The following is an 18483-nucleotide window of genomic DNA, read 5'->3' as shown; positions in this document are numbered from 1 at the left end:
GCCGACGGATGGGAGGATGTTGCCGTGGACCCCTTCTACAATTTCGTCTCGCACTTTTGGTGGCTCGTCTTTCCCATGAGCGGACTGATGGGCGGGTGGGCCCGGTCCTGGTCCAAAGCCACTGAACGCCGGCACCGGCGCCGGATGGAGCTCTACACAATCAAGAACCAGGCCGCGCAGGCGGAACAGGCCAGCCAGGCCCAGGTCCTGGCCCTCATGAATGCGCACGACGCCGTGAACCGGCGCTGGCTCGACTACGAACTCGACGTCGGGAAGCTGATCGACTACCCGGTCATGACCGATGTCCGGGAGCCGCTCACGGTGGCTTTCCTGCGGGCCAAGCGTGAGGCCGACGGTCTGCGGCCCGCCGCCCCCGGTGAGCTCAGGACTGCGGCCCGTTTGGCGGAGTACCGGGCCGCCGTCACCAGTTTCGAGATCGCCTTCGACGTCGCGGAACGCGAAGCCAAGCGGATCAGGGACAGCAAATTCACCGGCCCGGAACGCCAGCGTCTCGAGACTGCCCGGAAGCTCCTGAGGATCGCCTCGGACGCCGCGGCGACTCCTGCCGAACGTCAGACGGCCTACAGGCGCGCACGCCGTGAACTCGACGGGCTCATCGTGCTGCCGGAGGCCACGCTCGCCGCGCTCGAGGACAAGATTGCCTCAATGCTCGACGCCGGTCCGGCGCCTGAGGCGCGCCGGTCCGTCTAAGCAGCACCGCTGACGGGACAGTGCTCCCGGTCCACCTCTCTGTGACGAGGATCGCCTCGCTGCCCTGAAGTCCGGATTCCTCCGGGAAGGGCGGAATTTAGGGTCTTCCGGCATGTTTTGCGCTGCCGTCTTTCCCACGTACCATCGATAGGGTTTCAAGCTGCGTTCGTGGCCACCGAGCATTCATCCGGATAGGCATGAGATGATTGTTTGTGGCCATGCGGCACCGGGGAAGTGGAACTGCTGACCGTGGACACTGCAGATTGGGCAACAGGTGGAAATCACCGTAATGGTGGCGCTAGTAGTATCGCTGGCGCTGTTCTTCGACTTCACCAACGGATTTCATGACACCGCGAACGCCATGGCTACCCCCATCGCGACCGGTGCCATCAAACCCAGGACTGCAGTCGCCCTGGCGGCGGTGCTGAACCTCGTGGGGGCGTTCCTCTCCACGGAAGTAGCCAAGACCGTTTCCGGCGGCATCATCAAAGAGGGCTCCGACGGGGTCGCGATCACGCCGGACATCATCTTCGCCGGGCTGATGGGCGCCATTCTCTGGAACATGATCACCTGGCTGAAGGGACTGCCGTCCAGTTCCTCGCACGCGCTCTTCGGCGGCCTGATCGGTGCCGCGATCGCCGGCATCGGCATCCACTCGATCAACTTCGAATCGATCCTGCAGAAGGTCATCCTTCCCGCGGTCTTCGCCCCGATCATCGCAGGCGGCGCGGCCTATCTGTGCACGCGGCTGGCCTATGCCTTGACGTCACGCCATGACCCGGAAACCGGCGACAAGCTGACCCAGAAGCGCGGCGGATTCCGGACCGGCCAGATCTTTACGTCCAGCCTCGTGGCACTGGCCCATGGAACTAACGACGCCCAGAAGACCATGGGCATCATCACCCTCGTCCTGATCTCGGCCGGCGCGCAGCCTGCCGGCTCCGGACCGCAGTGGTGGGTTATCACCGCCTGCGCCCTCGCCATCGCGATCGGCACCTACGCCGGCGGCTGGCGGATCATCCGCACCATGGGCTCGGGCCTCACCGAAGTGAAGCCGGCCCAGGGTTTCTCCGCCGAGGCCAGCACCGCCTCGGCCATTCTGGCCTCGTCGCACCTGGGCTTTGCCCTGTCCACCACCCAGGTGGCCTCCGGCTCCGTCATCGGCTCGGGCATGGGACGCCGCGGCACCACCATCCGGTGGGGAACCGCCGGCCGGATTGCCCTCGGCTGGCTCTTCACGCTCCCGGCGGCCGGTATCGTGGGCGCCCTCACGGCTCTGCTCGTGCAGACCGGCGTCGTCGGAGTCATCATCGCGGCCGCCGCCGGCACCGCCGCCGTGGCGTACATGTTCGTGCATTCGCGGAAATCCCAGGTGGGCCACCACAACGCCGTCGAGATCGAAGAAATGGGCCAGGCCGTGCAGTTCCGCAAGAAGAAGTCTGCCGCCAAGGCGATCAAGAACGGGGATGCCCAGCGATGAAGTGGTTGGAACTGTTCAGCGTGGCCGGGGCCACGCTTGTGGCCGCGGTCACAGTCGTAGTCCTCTATTCCCTCGGCGTCCGGCTCACGGCCATCGCGGGGGATGTCCGGAACGAGCCGGCGTCGTGGACCCGCCCGCTCGCTTACACGTGCTTCGCCCTGTGCGGCGCCGCCGTCCTCTTCGGGCTTTATCTGATCATTCCCTACTTCCACAAGTAGTCCGCCGTCCTCACGCGGGCCGCTGCAGCACCCTCTCTCGGTGGCGCGACCCGGGGATGGGAACCCGGCGCCGCATTGGCTAGGCTGGGGCCATGGTGAGCTTCCAGTACTTCGTGGCGTCCTCACTCGACGGCTTTATCGCCACGGATGACGACAACCTGGCGTGGCTGCTTCAGTTTGACGGTTTTGAGGGCGGCAAGGACAGCTACGACGCGTTCCTGGCCGACGTCGGCTGCATCGTCATGGGCGGTGAGACGTACGCGTGGCTCCTGGAGCACGAACCGGGTACCTGGCCCTATCCGGAAACGCCCTGCTGGGTCTTCACCCACCACGAGCACTCCGCCCCGAAGGGCGCCAACGTGACGTTCGTCCGCGGGGCCGTCCGCGAGTTCGTGGACGACCTCAAGGATGAGGCCGCCGGCCGGAACATCTGGGTGGTCGGCGGGGGAGTCCTCGCCGCGCAATTCGCGGACGCCGGGCTGCTCGACGAACTGATTCTCTCGGTCATTCCCGTAGTGCTGGGAGGCGGCAAGCAACTGCTGCCCATGACCGGCCCGACGCCGCCGCTGGAGCTCGCCGCGTCCCGGACCATGGGCCGCGGCATCGTGGAGTTGCGCTACCGCTTCCCGGGCAGGAGCTAGCAGGCCCCATCCGGCGCGACGGCCCGGCCCTCCTGCCCATCCCACCGGCGCCCCGGTGAACTCCTACCCTGCGATATCGCGGAGGAGGTTCGTGATCCGGGCCGTGGAGAGCCGGCGGCCGTGCTCGTCCGTGATGACGATCTCGTGGGTCGTGAGGGTCCGGCCGAGGTGGATGGCCGTGCACGTCCCGGTGACGGTTCCAGCGGAGATCGCCCGGTGATGCGTGGCCCCGACCTCGATCCCGAGCGCCTGCCGGTTCGGTCCCGCGTGCAGGCCGGCCGCGAAAGACCCCAAGGTCTCGGCCAGGACCACGTGGGCCCCGCCGTGCAGGATCCCGGCCACCTGGGTGTTCCCCTCCACCGGCATGGTGGCCACGGTCCGCTCCGGACTCATTTCAAGGAAGTGGATCCCCATCTTCACCACGAGGGCGCCGACGCCGTACTGGCCCAGCCAATCGTGCATGTCCTCGGGAACTCCGGCCGCCGCAAGCTCGGCCGCGTAGGGGGCCGGCGTGAAATTGTCCATCATGGGAACTAGGCTGGCACCTGTGAGTGAAACTACCAAACCGGCCCCTTCCCCCGCGACCGAGCCTTCCACAGACGCCGGCGCAGATGCTGTCACTGCCACGGACGCAGCCACAGCCTCTGTCCTGGTGGCCGAGCCGCCCGTCGCCGAAGCCGCAACGCCCGCCAGGAAGGCGCGACGCGTTGGGACCGAGGTCTCCGCGACCCAGGCACCGGTGGTGCCCCTCACGGACCAGCCCCGGCTTCTGGTCCTCGACGGCCACTCGATGGCCTTCCGCGCTTTCTATGCCCTGCCGGCCGAAAACTTCGCCACTTCCAGCGGCCAGCACACCAATGCCGTCCACGGCTTCACGTCCATGCTGATCAACCTCATCAAGGAACAGAACCCTACGCACGTCGCCGTGGCTTTTGACGTCTCCGACGACACCACGTTCCGCAAGGCCGAGTACGACGGCTACAAGGCCGGGCGCAACGAGACCCCCCGCGAGTTCAGCGGCCAGATCGACCTCATTGAAAAAGTGATGACCGCCTGGGGCATCAAGACCATCAAGATTCCCGGCTTCGAAGCCGACGACATCCTCGCCACCCTCGCCGCCAAGGGCGATGAGGCCGGCTTCGAGGTCCTGCTCGTCTCCGGCGACCGGGACACCTTCCAGCTCATCACCGAGAACGTCTTCGTCCTCTACCCGAAGCAGGGCGTCACCAACATCCCACGGATGGACGCCGAAGCAATCGAGGCCAAGTACTTCGTCTCGCCGCCGCGCTATTCGGACCTCGCCGCGCTCGTCGGGGAGACCGCGGACAACCTTCCGGGCGTCCCCGGCGTCGGGCCCAAGACCGCCGCGAAGTGGATCAACCAGTACGGCGGCCTCGAGGGCATCCTGGAAAACCTCGACTCGATCGGCGGGAAGGTCGGCGACGCCCTACGCGAGCACGTCGAATCGGTCAAACGGAACCGCCGGCTCAACCGGCTCCTGACCGACCTCGAGCTCCCCGTGTCCCTCCACGAGCTGGAGGAACCGCGCCCGGACCATGACGCGATCGAGGAAATTTTCGACCGCCTCGAATTCAAGACGCTCCGCACCCGGCTTTTCGCCCTCTACGGCAACGAGCCCGTCGAAGGCGAACCGGACAGCATCGAGGTTCCCGAGTTCTCGACCCTCACGTCCGCTGCGGAGCTGCGGACTTTCTTCGACGCCGGGACGGGGCTCCGGTCCGCCCTCGCCGTCGAATTCGCGCCCGGCAGGATCGTGGACGACGCTTCAGCCCTTGCCGTGGTCCGCAAGGACGCGGCCGGGTACATCGAGCTCACCGGCCTGGATGCCGAGGCCGACGCCGTGCTGTCCGGCTGGCTCCGGGATCCCGGCGCCCCGAAAGTCATCCACGGGTTCAAGCCGGCGCTCAAGGCCTTCACCTCCCGAGGGCTCGGCCTGGACGGCGTGGTGGACGACACCGCGATCTCCGGCTACCTCATCCAGCCGGACCGGCGCAGTTACGAACTCGCCGAACTCGCCCAGCACCACCTCAAGATGACCGTGTCCACCGAGGCTGCCAAGACTGGCCAGCTGGAACTCGCCTTCGGCGGCGAGGATGACGGCGCCGCGGCCGGCGCGCTGGTCCAGCAGGCCGCCGTCGTGCACGCCCTTAGCCACCACTTCGAAACGGAACTGAAGACCCGCAAGGCCCAGGAGCTTCTGACGAGCCTTGAACTGCCCGTCAGCCGGGTCCTGGCGCAGATGGAGCTCACCGGGATCGCGGTCTCCATGGAGCGCATGGACGAACAGCTCGCCGACCTCGCCAAGGTGATCGATAACGCCCAGGAACAGGCTTTCGCTGCCATCGGCCACGAGGTCAACCTCGGTTCGCCCAAGCAGCTGCAGACGGTGCTGTTCGAGGAGCTCGGCCTGCCCAAGACGAAGAAGATCAAGTCCGGGTACACCACCGATGCCGCGTCGCTCAAGACGCTACTGGAGAAAACCGGCCATGAATTCCTCGTCCAGCTGATGGCCCACCGCGAGTCCTCGAAGCTGCGTCAAATGGTGGAAAGCCTCAAGAAGTCCGTGGCCGACGACGGCCGGATCCACACCACGTATGCGCAGAATGTGGCCGCCACCGGCCGTATCTCCTCCAACAACCCGAACCTGCAGAACATCCCGGTCCGGAGCGAGGAGGGCCGGCGCGTCCGCAGCATCTTCGTGGTGACCGAGGGCTATGACTGCCTCCTGTCCGCGGACTACTCGCAGATCGAGATGCGGATCATGGCGCACCTTTCGGGCGATCCCGGCCTCATCCAGGCGTACAAGGAGGGTGAGGACCTGCACCGGTACGTCGGTTCGCACATCTTCCACGTGCCGCCGTCCGAGGTCACCAGCGCCATGCGCTCCAAGGTCAAGGCCATGTCCTACGGCCTGGCCTACGGGCTGACGTCCTTCGGGCTTTCCAAGCAGCTGGAAATCTCCGTGGACGAGGCCCGGACGTTGATGAAGGAATACTTCGAACGCTTCGGCGCTGTTCGGGATTATCTCCGCGGCGTGGTGGACCAGGCCCGGATCGACGGCTACACGGCCACGATCGAGGGCCGCCGCCGCTACCTGCCGGACCTGACCAGCACGGACCGGCAGCTGCGGGAAATCGCCGAGCGGGTGGCCTTGAACTCGCCCATCCAAGGGTCCGCGGCGGACATCATCAAACGTGCCATGCTGGGCGTCTCCGGCGCGCTGGCGGACCAGGGCCTGAAATCGCGGATGCTGCTCCAGGTCCATGATGAACTGGTCCTCGAAGTCGCCAAGGGTGAACGCGAGGCGGTTGAGAAGCTCGTGACCGAGCAAATGGGCTCGGCCGCGGATCTCAGCGTTCCGTTGGACGTCCAGATTGGCATCGGGTCCAGCTGGCACGAGGCGGGGCACTAACGGTTCACCGGTTCCGGCAGGGTGTCGTTCCGGCACGTTTTCGTTCCGGCTCTGCCGGGGGCTGCCGGATTTTCAGGAGATTCAGGATTCTCAGGGGGAGAAGCACGTGGCAGAGAAATACGAGCTCAGGCGGTTCCGGGCGGTCGGGAAGGACTCGGCAGACTACGCCCAGGGGACTGCGTGGCTGCGCGGAGTCGGGATCGGGTTCTACGACGAACCGCGCAAAGACGAGTTTGTGGACAAGATCATGGCCATGTACCGAGTGGATAACCGTGAGATGACCGGCGTGTACCAGCCCGACGGCGTCGCGGCCCACTCGCTGTCGGCCGACGTTCCGGTGGCGACGTTCGCCACCCTGCGCAAGGACCTGAACATCGGCTACGGCCGCCAGCTCGAAGCCCAGCTCGTCACCGCCGTCACGGTGCGCGGGACCCATCGCCGGCAGGGGCTGCTCCGGCGGATGATGACCGAGGACCTCGCCGCGGCCAAGGCGGACGGCGTCGCGCTGGCGGCGCTCACCGCCTCGGAGGCGTCCATCTACGGTCGGTTCGGCTACGGGGTGGCCACCTTTGAGCGCAGCATCAAGGTGGACACCGGGCCCCGTTTCCGCCTCCGCCACGAGCCGGTGGGGTCGGTGGAGATCGCCGACCGGAAGGTCCTGCTTGACCTGGCTCCCGAAGTCTTCGCACGGGTTCAACGCGCCATGCCCGGATCCATCTCGCGGCAGGAGGCCTACCGGCTGCGGTCCTCGGGCACGCTCGGCCGCGACGGCAGCGAAGACGAGGCCATCCGCTGTGCCCTGCACTATGACGCCGCGGGCAGCGTGGACGGGTATGTCTCCTACAAGTTCGCCGGGTGGGACGCCAAGCCGTACACCATGGAGATTGTGGACCTCGTGGCGGCGACCGACGCCGCCTATCTGGAACTGTGGCAGTTCCTGGGCAGCATCGACCTCGTGGAACGGATCAGCTGGCAGGACGCGCCGGTTGATGACCCGCTGACCTGGGCCCTTGAGGACCCCCGCTGCGTCGAGTCCTCTGACCAGCGCGACATGCTGTGGCTGCGTATCCTGGACCCGTTGCGGGTCCTGGGCGCCCGGCGCTACTCTGCCGACGGGACCCTGGTCCTCGCCGTCCGGGACAGCCTCGGCTTTGCCGCCGGCACCTTCGCCCTGGCAGTCAGCGGCGGGGTGGCCACGGTGACGCCCGCTCCGGATGCTGAGCCGGAGTTGTCGCTGGATGTCGCGGACCTCGGGTCCATCTATCTGGGGGCCGTCTGTCCCGTGACGCTGACGGCCGCCGGCCGGATAACCGAGCACGCGCCCGGAGCGGCCCTGACCGCGAGGCTCATGTTCGCCGTCGAACGCTCACCGCACTGCCTCACGCACTTCTAGCCGCACTGCCTGGGGCGCTTCTTCGCGCAGTTCCCGCCGTCGGCGTCGTTCGTGCGGAGGACCCCGCGCGCTTTGACCGGCGTTGACGTAAACGACTAGACTAAACGGGCGTGTACTACGTGCGCGCATCTACAATCCACAAAATCAGGATGACCCGGCATATCACCTGCTGAGATGCCGTGTTCTTCGTCTGCATTCCATAATGCGGGGGGAGCGGTTTGCCTGACCGACTAACTATCCACAACGGAGCCCCTACTACATGACCATCACCTCCACCGAGAAGCCCGGTACCCCCGTAGTCGCGATTAACGACATCGGTACCGCTGAGGACTTCCTCGCAGCTGTCGACGCCACCATCAAGTACTTCAACGACGGAGACCTCGTCGAAGGTACCGTCGTCAAGGTCGACCGCGATGAAGTTCTGCTCGACATCGGTTACAAGACCGAAGGTGTCATTCCCTCCCGCGAGCTTTCCATCAAGCACGACGTTGACCCCGGAGACGTCGTCTCCGTTGGCGATCAGGTCGAAGCCCTGGTGCTCACCAAGGAAGACAAAGAAGGCCGCCTGATCCTCTCCAAGAAGCGTGCTCAGTACGAGCGTGCCTGGGGCGACATCGAGAAGGTCAAGGAAGAAGACGGTGTTGTCACCGGTACCGTCATCGAGGTTGTCAAGGGTGGTCTTATCCTCGACATCGGTCTGCGCGGCTTCCTGCCCGCATCCCTCGTCGAGATGCGCCGCGTGCGCGACCTCGCTCCGTACATCGGTCAGCAGATCGAAGCCAAGATCATCGAGCTGGACAAGAACCGTAACAACGTTGTCCTGTCCCGCCGTGCATGGCTCGAGCAGACCCAGTCCGAGGTCCGCTCCACGTTCCTCAACAAGCTGGAAAAGGGCCAGGTCCGTCCCGGCGTCGTTTCCTCCATCGTCAACTTCGGTGCCTTCGTGGACCTGGGCGGCGTAGACGGTCTGGTTCACGTTTCCGAGCTGTCCTGGAAGCACATCGACCACCCGTCCGAGGTTGTCGAAGTTGGCCAGGAAGTCACCGTCGAGGTTCTCGAGGTCGACCTGGACCGCGAGCGCGTCTCCCTGTCGCTCAAGGCTACGCAGGAAGATCCGTGGCAGACCTTCGCCCGCACCCACGCCCTCGGCCAGGTTGTTCCGGGTAAGGTCACCAAGCTGGTTCCGTTCGGCGCGTTCGTTCGCGTTGAAGACGGCATCGAAGGCCTGGTCCACATCTCCGAGCTCGCCGTGCGTCACGTTGAGCTGGCCGAGCAGGTTGTCTCCGTTGGCGACGAGCTGTTCGTCAAGGTCATCGACATCGACCTCGAGCGCCGCCGCATCTCCCTCTCCCTCAAGCAGGCCAACGAGGGCGTCGACGCCGACAGCACCGAATTCGACCCGGCACTCTACGGCATGGCCGCCGAGTACGACGAAGAGGGCAACTACAAGTACCCGGAGGGCTTCGACCCGGAGTCCAACGAGTGGCTTGAAGGCTACGAGACGCAGCGCGCCGCCTGGGAGCAGCAGTACGCTGACGCCCAGACCCGCTGGGAAGCCCACAAGAAGCAGGTTGCCCAGCACGCTGCCGACGACGCTGCAGCTGCAACGTCCGGCGAGAGCGACTCCGGCACCACCAGCTACTCCTCTGAGCCGGCTGCAACCGAAGCCGGTGCAGGCACGCTTGCCTCGGACGAGGCTCTTGCCGCTCTGCGCGAGAAGCTGACCGGCAACTAATTGCCCCCGGTTCTCAGGCGTCCGCTTCCTGAGTCCAGGCAGTTTGTAGCTTGAAGCTGCACCGTCACGGTGCAGGAGTTTGAATGCACAGCAAAGGTGGTCGTCCCTCTGGGGGCGGCCACCTTTGCGTTGCGCGGACATGCTCCGCGGCTGCCCGCTCCACACGACATGCTCATTCTTGGAGCCCTCCCCTGGGGGACATGCTCATTCTTGGGTGTCACCAGTGGACATGTGGACATTGTGTCCAGTCCCGGCCCTGAGCGCTGGACATGTCCAGTGGCCGCGACGTCGTGCCCGCTCCCAGGACCGGACATGTTCCTTTTTGGGACTCGCACGTGGGGACATGCTCACTCTTGGAACTCACCTCTCGGGACATGCTCATTTTTTGGGCGTCACCAGTGGACATGTTGGTATTGTGCCCAGTCCTGGCCCAGAACGAGGGACATGCCCAGCGGTCGGGAGGTGCAACATGTTCTGGCCTGCTGGCGAGGGACCGGCGCGTGCCCGAGGTGCGGCTGGCCGTGGAATCCTTGACGGCGGATCTTCCCTGAGTCCACACTTTGCAGGTTGAGATTCTCGCAGCCGACGATAAGGGGGAGTTCCATGGCTGAGCCATCGGAGGCAGTTGAAGCGCAGGGCACAGGCGGGACAGTTGGTCCGTGGCCACGGGGCATCCATGCCATCACCTTGTTTGTCGAAAACCTGGCCACGACGAGGAGTTTCTACGAAGAAGTCTTCCGTCTGCCGCTCATCTTTGAGGACGACGTCTCTGCAGTCTTCAAGTTCGAGAACACTTTGATCAATCTGCTCACTATCTCCGAAGCCCCCGAACTCATCCAACCGGCAACCGTCGCCAACGTTGAGGCCGGCGTCCGCCTGCAGTTCACCATTGAAGTGGACGACGTCGACGGCATGTGCGCGGAGTTGTCCCGCCGCGGCGTGGAACTGCTGAACGGTCCCATGGACCGGCCGTGGGGTATTCGTACAGCCAGCTTCCGAGACCCTGCCGGACACATCTGGGAAATCGCCCACTAGCCCGGTTCAGGCCAAGGAAAACCATCTGTCCGGCGAGGCGCAAGTCCACTCTTGGCTTCGTGGGGCGGACATGAGGGCACTCCGCGCATTGCTCGCGGCCGGCGGAGGATATGTCCAGTGGTTGCCCGGTTGGCCGCGGGAGGGTATGTCCAGTCCTGGACGAGTGGGGCGGACATGAGGGCATTCCGCGCATTGCTCGCGGCCAGCGTGGGACATGTCCAGTGGTGGACCGGTTGGCCGCGGGAGGGCATGTCCAGTCCTGGCTTCGTGGGGCGGGCATGAGGGGATTCCGCGCATTGCTCGCGGCCAGCGGGGGACATGTCCAGTGGTGAACGGTGAAGCGTCCCCGTGCGACGAGCCGCGCGGTCAGCGGAGCGGGATCGTGCCCTTGACCTGCACGGTGGCAGTCGCTGAGGCTGCACCAGTGACGAGTTCGGCACCCGCGGACTTCAGCAACGCAATGGCACCCACGTTGCCGGCCGTGGTCTGGGCCACCAGATGACTCGCTCCGGCAGACACGGCCAGGGCTTTCACGAGCCGCAGCGCCTCGCGGCCGACACCCCGGCCGCGGAAGCTCCGGCCAAGCCAGATTCCGGTTTCCAGCGCCCCGCCACCAGCAGGACTGCCTGTCCGAGGGGCATCGGCCGGCGAAGCGGCGGCCTGAATGCCGCGTTCAATCGCCCCGCCAGTACCAGCCCCGCCAGCACCAGCCCCGCCAGCACCAGCCTCCAGCGGCTTCATCGTCCTCACCGCCGACCCCGGCCCCGGCCCTATACGCTTCAGCCGGACGGAACCGGCGAGTTGCCCGTCGCAGCTGATGGCCCAGCTCTTCTGCTGCGCGGGGCCGTCCAGGCCTGCCGCGGCGGCGTGGTGGAATTCGCGGAACCAGCTGATCCGGTCGGTGTTCCAGGCGGCGCTCTCGCCCAGCGGCGGGGTGACCTCGTCGGCGTCGGCGTCCCGGAGGGCGAGCTCCAGGAGCTGTTCGAGCACGGCCTCGCTGACGTCAAGCAGCTCGACCGCGGGTACCGGCTCAGCTGATGGGGACATCGATCCACTCCGTCTCTCCGGGTAGCAACGCCGCACTGCCGGCTGACATGGCGGCCACCCGCTCCGCGGCGCGGGCGAACTCCTCCGGATTGTCCGGCAGCGCAAGCCTCAGGACAGTAGTCTGCGCCTCGTAACGGGTTTCTGCCATGACAAATCCCGCGGCGCGCAGATCGTTCTCTAGCCGCCCGGCCCCGGCGTGCCCCACCCGCACCGAACAAATCCGCAGCCGGCGGCGCCGCACGAGGGGCGCGAGTTCCAGCGACGCGGCCACCGAATCCGAGTACGCGCGCACCAGGCCGCCGGCGCCGAGGAGGATACCGCCGAAATAGCGTACGACGACGGCGGCGACGTCGCTGAGGTCGGCGACGCCGGGCGCAGTCTCGCGCTTGAGCAGCGCCTCCAGCATCGGGATGCCGGCAGTTCCGGACGGTTCGCCGTCATCGTTGGAACGCTGGACGTCCCGGTCGGGGCCGAGCACGAAGGCGAAGCAGTGGTGCCGCGCGTCGTGGAATTCTTTGCGGAGACCGGCCAGGACGAAGCGGGCTGCGTCTTCGTCCGCCGTGCGGGCAAGGACGGTGATGAAGCGGGACCGCTTGACCTCGATTTCGTGCCGGAACTGGGACCCTGCGGCGAGGGTGGTGTAAATGGAAGTCCTGCTCTGGGGGTAATCCGCCTCATCTTCCACCGGTTCAGTTTAGTCTTGTGTGGTGTTGAAGATCGGGTTGACCGGCGGGATCGCGTCGGGGAAGTCACTGGTTGCCGCGCGCCTGCGGGAGCTCGGCGCGGTGCTTGTCGACGCCGATGCGCTGGCCCGCGACGTCGTAGAGCCCGGCACGCCCGGGCTGGCACGGGTGGTCGAGGCGTTCAGCGCCGCCATCCTGACCTCCGATGGCCGGCTGGACCGGGCCCGGCTGGGTTCCCTGGTCTTCGGCAATCCGGAACGCCTGGCCGTGCTGAACGGAATCGTCCATCCGCTGGTCCGGGAGCGCGCCACGGCGATGGTGGCGGCCGCCCCGGCCGGCGCCGTCGTAGTCCAGGACATCCCCCTGCTGGTGGAAACCGGACAGGGGAAGAACTTCCACCTCGTGGTAGTGGTCGACGCCCCGGACGACGTCCGGGTCCGGCGCATGGCCGAACACCGCAATATGGGTGTCGACGAGGCGCACGCCCGGATGGCCGCGCAGGCAAGCCGTGAGGACCGGCTGGGAGCCGCGGACGTCGTGCTGGACAACTCGGGCACCCCCGACGAACTGAGGCACGCGGTGGATGCGCTGTGGGAAGGGCGGCTGGCGCCCTTCGCACTGAACCTCAAGGAGCAAAAGATCGCGCCGCGGACCGGCGGCCCGGTCCTTGCACCGGCGGATCCGTCCTGGGCGGCGCAGGCGGGCCGGCTCATCAACCGGCTCCGCGCCGCTGTGCCGGAGGACGTGCTGTCCCTGGACCACATCGGCTCCACTGCCGTCCCGGGCCTGGACGCCAAGGACGTGATCGACCTGCAGCTGGGCGTCCGCGACCTCGAGGCCGCAGACAGGATCGCGCCGCTGCTGGCCGAGGCCGGATTCCCGCGCTGGCCCGGCATCATTTCCGACAACCCCAAACCCTCGCACTCCGACCCCGCCGACTGGGGCAAACGACTGCACGGCAACGCCGATCCCGGCCGGGCCGTGAACCTGCACCTCCGGGCCGCCGGATCGCCGGGCTGGCGGTACGCCCTGTGTTTCCGTGACTGGCTCCGCGCCGACGCCCGGGCCGGTGCGGATTATGTCGCCGAGAAGATCCGGGTGGCCGGGCTGCACGACGTCGACAAGTCCACCGCCGGCTACGCGGCGGACAAGGAAGGCTGGTTCACCGACTACGCCGCGCCCCGGATGGAAGCGTGGGTGTCGCGCACCGGCTGGCAGCCGCCGTCGTACGGTGACGACGCCGGTGACGACGCCGGTCCCGCTACTGCCCAAAGCTGAATCAGGACATCGTGTCGGGGGCCGGCGGTAGATTAGATACATGAGCCTTGCCCAGGAAATCAACCGTGTCGTGGCGCCCTTTGAGGTCATCAGCGACTTCCAGCCCGCGGGCGACCAGCCGGCGGCGATCGCGGAACTCACCGAGCGGATCCGCAACGGCGAGAAGGACGTGGTGCTGCTTGGCGCCACGGGTACCGGTAAGAGCGCGACGACGGCGTGGCTGATCGAGCAGGTCCAGCGCCCCACCCTGGTGATGGTGCAGAACAAGACCCTTGCCGCGCAGCTGGCCAACGAATTCCGCGAACTGCTGCCCAACAACGCGGTCGAGTACTTCGTCTCCTACTACGACTACTACCAGCCTGAGGCCTACGTGCCGCAGACGGACACCTTCATCGAGAAGGACTCCTCCGTCAATGAGGAAGTCGAACGTCTGCGCCACTCCGCGACGAACGCCCTGCTGACCCGGCGCGACGTCGTGGTGGTCGCCACGGTGTCCTGCATCTACGGCCTCGGCACCCCGGAAGAGTACATCGCCGGCATGGTGACGCTCCGCAAGGGTGCGGAGATGAACCGCGACGACCTGCTGCGGAAGTTCGTCGCCATGCAGTACACCCGCAATGACATGGACTTCCACCGCGGCACGTTCCGGGTCCGCGGCGACACCGTGGAAATCATCCCCATGTACGAGGAACTGGCGATCCGGATCGAGTTCTTCGGCGACGAGATCGAGAACATCTACACGCTGCACCCGCTGACCGGCGAGGTGATCCGGGATGAGACCGAGATGTACGTCTTCCCTGCCTCGCACTATGTCGCCGGGCCGGAACGCATGAGCCGGGCCATCACGAAAATCGAGGACGAGCTCGCCGAACGCCTCAAGGTCCTGGAAAGCCAGAACAAGCTCGTCGAGGCCCAGCGGCTGCGGATGCGCACCACCTACGACCTCGAAATGATGCAGCAGATGGGCTTCTGCAACGGCATCGAAAACTACTCCCGGCACATCGACGGCCGCGACGGCGGGACCGCGCCGCACTGCCTCATCGACTACTTCCCGGACGACTTCCTGCTGGTGATCGACGAATCGCACGTCACCGTCCCGCAGATCGGCGCCATGTATGAGGGCGACATGTCCCGCAAGCGGACGCTGGTGGACCACGGCTTCCGGCTGCCGTCGGCGATGGACAACCGGCCGCTGAAATGGGATGAGTTCCTTGAGCGCGTGGGCCAGACCGTCTACCTCTCCGCCACTCCGGGCAAGTACGAGCTCGGCAAGTCCGACGGCTTTGTGCAGCAGATCATCCGGCCCACCGGCCTGATCGATCCCGAGGTGATCGTCAAGCCGACCAAGGGCCAGATCGATGACCTGCTGGGCGAGATCCGCACCCGCACGGCCAAGAACGAACGCGTCCTGGTGACCACGCTGACCAAACGGATGGCCGAGGACCTCACCGACTACCTCCTGGGCCACGGCGTGAAGGTGGAGTACCTCCACTCCGACGTCGACACCCTGCGCCGCGTGGAGCTCCTGCGGGAACTGCGGATGGGCGTTTTCGACGTCCTAGTGGGCATCAACCTGCTCCGTGAAGGCCTCGACCTCCCAGAGGTCTCGCTGGTGAGCATCCTGGACGCGGACAAGGAGGGCTTCCTGCGCTCGTCCACCTCCCTGATCCAGACCATCGGCCGCGCCGCACGTAACGTGTCCGGCCAGGTGCACATGTACGCGGACCGGATCACGGACTCGATGGCCCACGCGATCGACGAGACCAACCGCCGGCGCGCCATCCAGGTCGCCTACAACACGGAGAAGGGGATCGACCCCCAGCCGCTCCGGAAGAAGATCGCGGACATCACCGACCAGTTGGCCAAGGAAGACGCGGACACCCGCGAACTGCTGGCGGCGGCAGGCAAGAACCGCGGCAAGGGCAAGGGCGCCGCGGTCATCCGGGCGGACGGGCTCGCGGCGGCCCCGGCCGAGGACCTTGTCGGGCTGATCGAACAGCTCACGGAGCAGATGCACGCCGCGGCCGGGGAGCTGCAGTTCGAGCTCGCGGCGAGGCTCCGCGACGAGGTGGGGGACCTGAAGAAGGAACTGCGGCAAATGCAGTCGGCGGGGCACGCCTAGGGTAAACTCGGACGAACGTAGGGGAGTATCCCAAGCGCTACGATCGTCAACACGCACGGCTACGATGCCGTGCCGGGCGTAGCGGGCAGCACGGCGGCATCACGCGCCGGCGGTCGGAGAGACTTACACCGCTGAGCTGTACCCTACGAAAGGTATTTCCCCGTGCCCGACCTTCCCCTGTGGTTCGAGATCGGCTCGTTTGTCGTTCTCGGCATCATCCTGGCCATTGACCTGCTGATGGTGCTTAAGCGCCCGCACGAGCCCTCCATGAAAGAAGCCGGACTGTGGGTCACGTTCTACGTGGCCCTGGCCCTGGTGTTCGCCGGCGCCATGTTCGCCTTCACCGGACCGGAGTTCGGTGGCCAGTTCATCGCCGGCTGGGTGACGGAATACAGCCTCAGCATCGACAACCTGTTCGTGTTCATCATCATCATGGCCCGCTTCTCGGTACCGCGTAAGTACCAGCAGGAAGTGCTCATGGTGGGCATCATCATCGCCCTGATCCTGCGCGGCATTTTCATCATGCTCGGCGCGATCGTGATCGAGCAGTTCAGCTGGGTCTTCTACATCTTCGGCGCCTTCCTGCTCTGGACCGCGTGGAAGCAGGCCCAGGACGAGGGCGAGGACGAGGAAGACAAGGAAAACCCGCTGATCGCGCGGATCCGCAGGGTCCTGCCGATGTCCGAAAAGTTCGACGGCGGCAAGCTCCGCACGGTGGTGGACGGCAAGAAGGTCTTCACCCCCATGCTGATCGTCTTTGTCACCATCGGCATGACGGACCTGCTCTTCGCGGTCGACTCCATCCCGGCGATCTTCGGCCTCACCCAGAGCGCCTTCATCGTCTTCACGGCGAACATCTTCGCCCTCATGGGCCTGCGCCAGCTGTACTTCCTGCTCGGCGGCCTCATGAACCGGCTCATCTACCTCAAGCACGCCTTGTCCGTCATCCTGGCGTTCATCGGCGTCAAGCTGGTCCTGCACGCCATGCACGTCAATGAACTGCCCTTCATCAACGGCGGCCAGCACATCGAATGGGCGCCGGAGATCCCCACCTACGTCTCCCTCGCCGTGATCATCGGCACCATCATCATCGCGGTGATCGCGAGCCTGATCAGCTCCAAGGCGTCCAAATCCAAGCTGGACGCCCGGCTCGAAGAGGACGCCCGCAAGAGCCTGAGCGACGTCGAATAGCTCCGGCGCGACCGGTCCGCGGCGCGGGCCTTCGGCCGGCGCCTTCCGGCAGGCGCCGGCAGGTGCCGGACGCGTTATGCTCGGACCGTGAAGACCTTCTACCCTGCGGCACGTGACTCTGCGGCGCTGGACCTGCACCGGGTCCAGCGCCGCACCGTTTCCGTCCTGAGCGTTGCCCAGCTCCTGAGCAGCGTGGGCAGCGGTGCCAGTCTCTCCGTCGGCTCCCTGCTGGCCGTCCAGCTGTCCGGCTCCAATGCCTGGGCCGGTTCCGTCACCACAGCGGTGACACTGGCCGCCGCCGTCGCGGCGCTGCCCCTCGCCGGCCTGGCCGGACGCCGGGGCCGCCGGGCGGCGCTCGTGACCGGCCAGCTGTCGGCCATGGCCGGCTCCCTGCTCATCATCGCGTCCACGGTGTCCGGGGTGTTCCCGGTGCTGCTGCTGGGAGCCGCGATGCTGGGCCTGGGGACCGCCGCCAACCTGCAGGCCCGCTTCGCCGCCGTCGATCTCGCCGACGCCGAACACCGCGGACGGTCCCTCGCAATCGTTGTCTGGGCGGTGACGATCGGCGCCGTCGCCGGACCCAACCTGATCCGTCCGGGAGCAGCTGTGGGGGAGGCCCTGGGCCTGCCGGCACTGGCCGGACCGTTCGTGTTCTCCGCCGCCGGGCTGGCCCTGGCCGCCGTGCTGCTGGTCATCGGCCTGCGCCCGGATCCGCTGCTGCTCGCGGCCCGGATCAGGGCGGCCGGCGAGCCTCTGGCGGCGAAAGGCACCACGGCTGCCCGACGCCGGCACGGCCTCCGCGCCGGCCTCCGGGCTGTCCGGAAGTCACCGCGGGCACGCCTGGCCCTGTTCGCGATCGTGGCCGCGCACGGCTGCATGGTGGCCGTGATGTCGATGACCCCGCTGCATCTCCAGCTCCTCGCCGAAGGCCCCATGGCCGACATGCCGGCCGGACATGTCCATGCCGCCAGCACGGACCTCCTGGTCCTCATCGGTTTCACGATCTCGCTGCACATCGCCGGCATGTACGCGCTTTCGCCGGTGATGGGCTGGCTCACCGATAAGACCGGCCGCCTCCCCGTGATCATTCTGGGGCACGGGCTGATTCTGCTCGCCGTCTGCGTCGCCGGATTCGGGCAGCAGCAACCCGTCCTGGTCACGGCGGGACTGGTATTGCTCGGCCTGGGCTGGTCGGCGGCCACCATCGCGGCCTCCACGCTCCTCGCCGAAAGCGTCTCCGCCGAGGACCGCGTCCTTGTCCAGGGCGTCTCAGACACCCTCATGGGGGCCGCCGGGGCGCTCGGCGCCGGCTTCTCCGGCCTCGTGATGGCCGGCGTCGGCTACCAGGGACTGAACCTGGCTGCAGCCGCCCTCGCCGCGGGGGTGTTGGCCGTCGCCGTCCCGGCTGCGGCGAGGGGCCGGGCAACCGCCGCAGCGGCCTAGCAGCCCGACCCCTTCCCGCACAGCAGCTGATCACACGGCGGATGTCCGCACGCCCGATGTCCGTGCAGCGGCG

The 18483-nt window shown here is 66.6% G+C and carries 15 protein-coding genes; 12 read left to right on the top strand and 3 right to left on the bottom strand.

Annotation, left to right across the window (positions count from 1 at the left end; translation table 11 throughout):
• The first annotated feature begins 24 nt into the window (after positions 1-24).
• From ACVWYS_RS09460 to ACVWYS_RS09445, 4 genes are all read left to right on the top strand, one after another.
• The gene (locus tag ACVWYS_RS09460) at positions 25-711 is read left to right on the top strand and encodes a hypothetical protein (RefSeq protein ID WP_344367777.1); all 687 of its coding nucleotides are present in this window, start codon (positions 25-27) and stop codon (positions 709-711) included.
• A 274-nt stretch (positions 712-985) separates the two neighbouring features.
• A complete protein-coding gene (locus tag ACVWYS_RS09455) occupies positions 986-2191 on the top strand; it encodes an anion permease (protein WP_456506557.1) in 1206 nt (401 codons plus the stop codon).
• On the top strand, positions 2188-2409 hold the full coding sequence (locus ACVWYS_RS09450; RefSeq protein WP_344367775.1) for a hypothetical protein: 222 nt from the start codon (positions 2188-2190) through the stop codon (positions 2407-2409). The genes ACVWYS_RS09455 and ACVWYS_RS09450 overlap by 4 nt, the downstream gene beginning before the upstream one ends.
• A gap of 92 nt (positions 2410-2501) precedes the next feature.
• Positions 2502-3050 (top strand): dihydrofolate reductase family protein, encoded by a 549-nt coding sequence (locus tag ACVWYS_RS09445; RefSeq protein ID WP_456506556.1) that lies wholly within the window; start codon positions 2502-2504, stop codon positions 3048-3050.
• Positions 3051-3113: 63 nt separating this feature from the next.
• Here the strand turns inward: ACVWYS_RS09445 and ACVWYS_RS09440 are convergent, their stop codons facing one another.
• Positions 3114-3578 (bottom strand): hotdog fold thioesterase, encoded by a 465-nt coding sequence (locus ACVWYS_RS09440; RefSeq protein WP_344367773.1) that lies wholly within the window; start codon positions 3576-3578, stop codon positions 3114-3116.
• Between ACVWYS_RS09440 and polA the strand changes: the two genes are divergently transcribed.
• From polA to ACVWYS_RS09420, 4 genes are all read left to right on the top strand, one after another.
• Complete coding sequence (polA, locus tag ACVWYS_RS09435; protein ID WP_456506555.1) at positions 3577-6483, top strand: DNA polymerase I; 2907 nt, start codon at positions 3577-3579, stop codon at positions 6481-6483. The genes ACVWYS_RS09440 and polA overlap by 2 nt on opposite strands.
• A 106-nt stretch (positions 6484-6589) precedes the next feature.
• A complete protein-coding gene (locus tag ACVWYS_RS09430; RefSeq protein ID WP_456506554.1) occupies positions 6590-7876 on the top strand; it encodes a GNAT family N-acetyltransferase in 1287 nt (428 codons plus the stop codon).
• 259 nt (positions 7877-8135) lie between these two features.
• Positions 8136-9611 (top strand): 30S ribosomal protein S1, encoded by a 1476-nt coding sequence (rpsA, locus tag ACVWYS_RS09425; protein ID WP_091247946.1) that lies wholly within the window; start codon positions 8136-8138, stop codon positions 9609-9611.
• A gap of 603 nt (positions 9612-10214) precedes the next feature.
• Positions 10215-10646, top strand: a complete 432-nt coding sequence (locus ACVWYS_RS09420; protein ID WP_456506553.1) for a VOC family protein — start codon at positions 10215-10217, stop codon at positions 10644-10646.
• Positions 10647-11012: 366 nt separating this feature from the next.
• Here the strand turns inward: ACVWYS_RS09420 and ACVWYS_RS09415 are convergent, their stop codons facing one another.
• Both ACVWYS_RS09415 and ACVWYS_RS09410 read right to left on the bottom strand, forming a co-directional pair.
• On the bottom strand, positions 11013-11693 hold the full coding sequence (locus ACVWYS_RS09415; RefSeq protein ID WP_456509634.1) for a GNAT family N-acetyltransferase: 681 nt from the start codon (positions 11691-11693) through the stop codon (positions 11013-11015).
• A complete protein-coding gene (locus ACVWYS_RS09410; protein ID WP_456509633.1) occupies positions 11677-12378 on the bottom strand; it encodes an IMPACT family protein in 702 nt (233 codons plus the stop codon). Before ACVWYS_RS09410 ends, ACVWYS_RS09415 begins: the two co-directional genes overlap by 17 nt.
• Before the next feature lie 22 nt (positions 12379-12400).
• Here ACVWYS_RS09410 and coaE point away from each other — a divergent pair, with 22 nt between their 5' ends.
• The 4 genes from coaE (at position 12401) to ACVWYS_RS09390 (ending at position 18410) form a co-directional block, all read left to right on the top strand.
• Positions 12401-13654 (top strand): dephospho-CoA kinase, encoded by a 1254-nt coding sequence (gene coaE, locus ACVWYS_RS09405; RefSeq protein ID WP_456509632.1) that lies wholly within the window; start codon positions 12401-12403, stop codon positions 13652-13654.
• A 40-nt stretch (positions 13655-13694) separates the two neighbouring features.
• Positions 13695-15776, top strand: a complete 2082-nt coding sequence (gene uvrB, locus ACVWYS_RS09400; protein WP_116765758.1) for an excinuclease ABC subunit UvrB — start codon at positions 13695-13697, stop codon at positions 15774-15776.
• A gap of 162 nt (positions 15777-15938) precedes the next feature.
• The gene (locus ACVWYS_RS09395; RefSeq protein ID WP_116765757.1) at positions 15939-16967 is read left to right on the top strand and encodes a TerC family protein; all 1029 of its coding nucleotides are present in this window, start codon (positions 15939-15941) and stop codon (positions 16965-16967) included.
• An 87-nt stretch (positions 16968-17054) separates the two neighbouring features.
• Positions 17055-18410 (top strand): MFS transporter, encoded by a 1356-nt coding sequence (locus ACVWYS_RS09390; protein ID WP_456509631.1) that lies wholly within the window; start codon positions 17055-17057, stop codon positions 18408-18410.
• The last annotated feature ends 73 nt before the right edge of the window (positions 18411-18483 follow it).

The sequence above is a fragment of the Arthrobacter sp. TE12231 genome (genome assembly GCF_054062895.1).
Note: the sequence above shows the minus strand (reverse complement) of the source record. Positions and strands in the feature narration are given on the sequence as shown.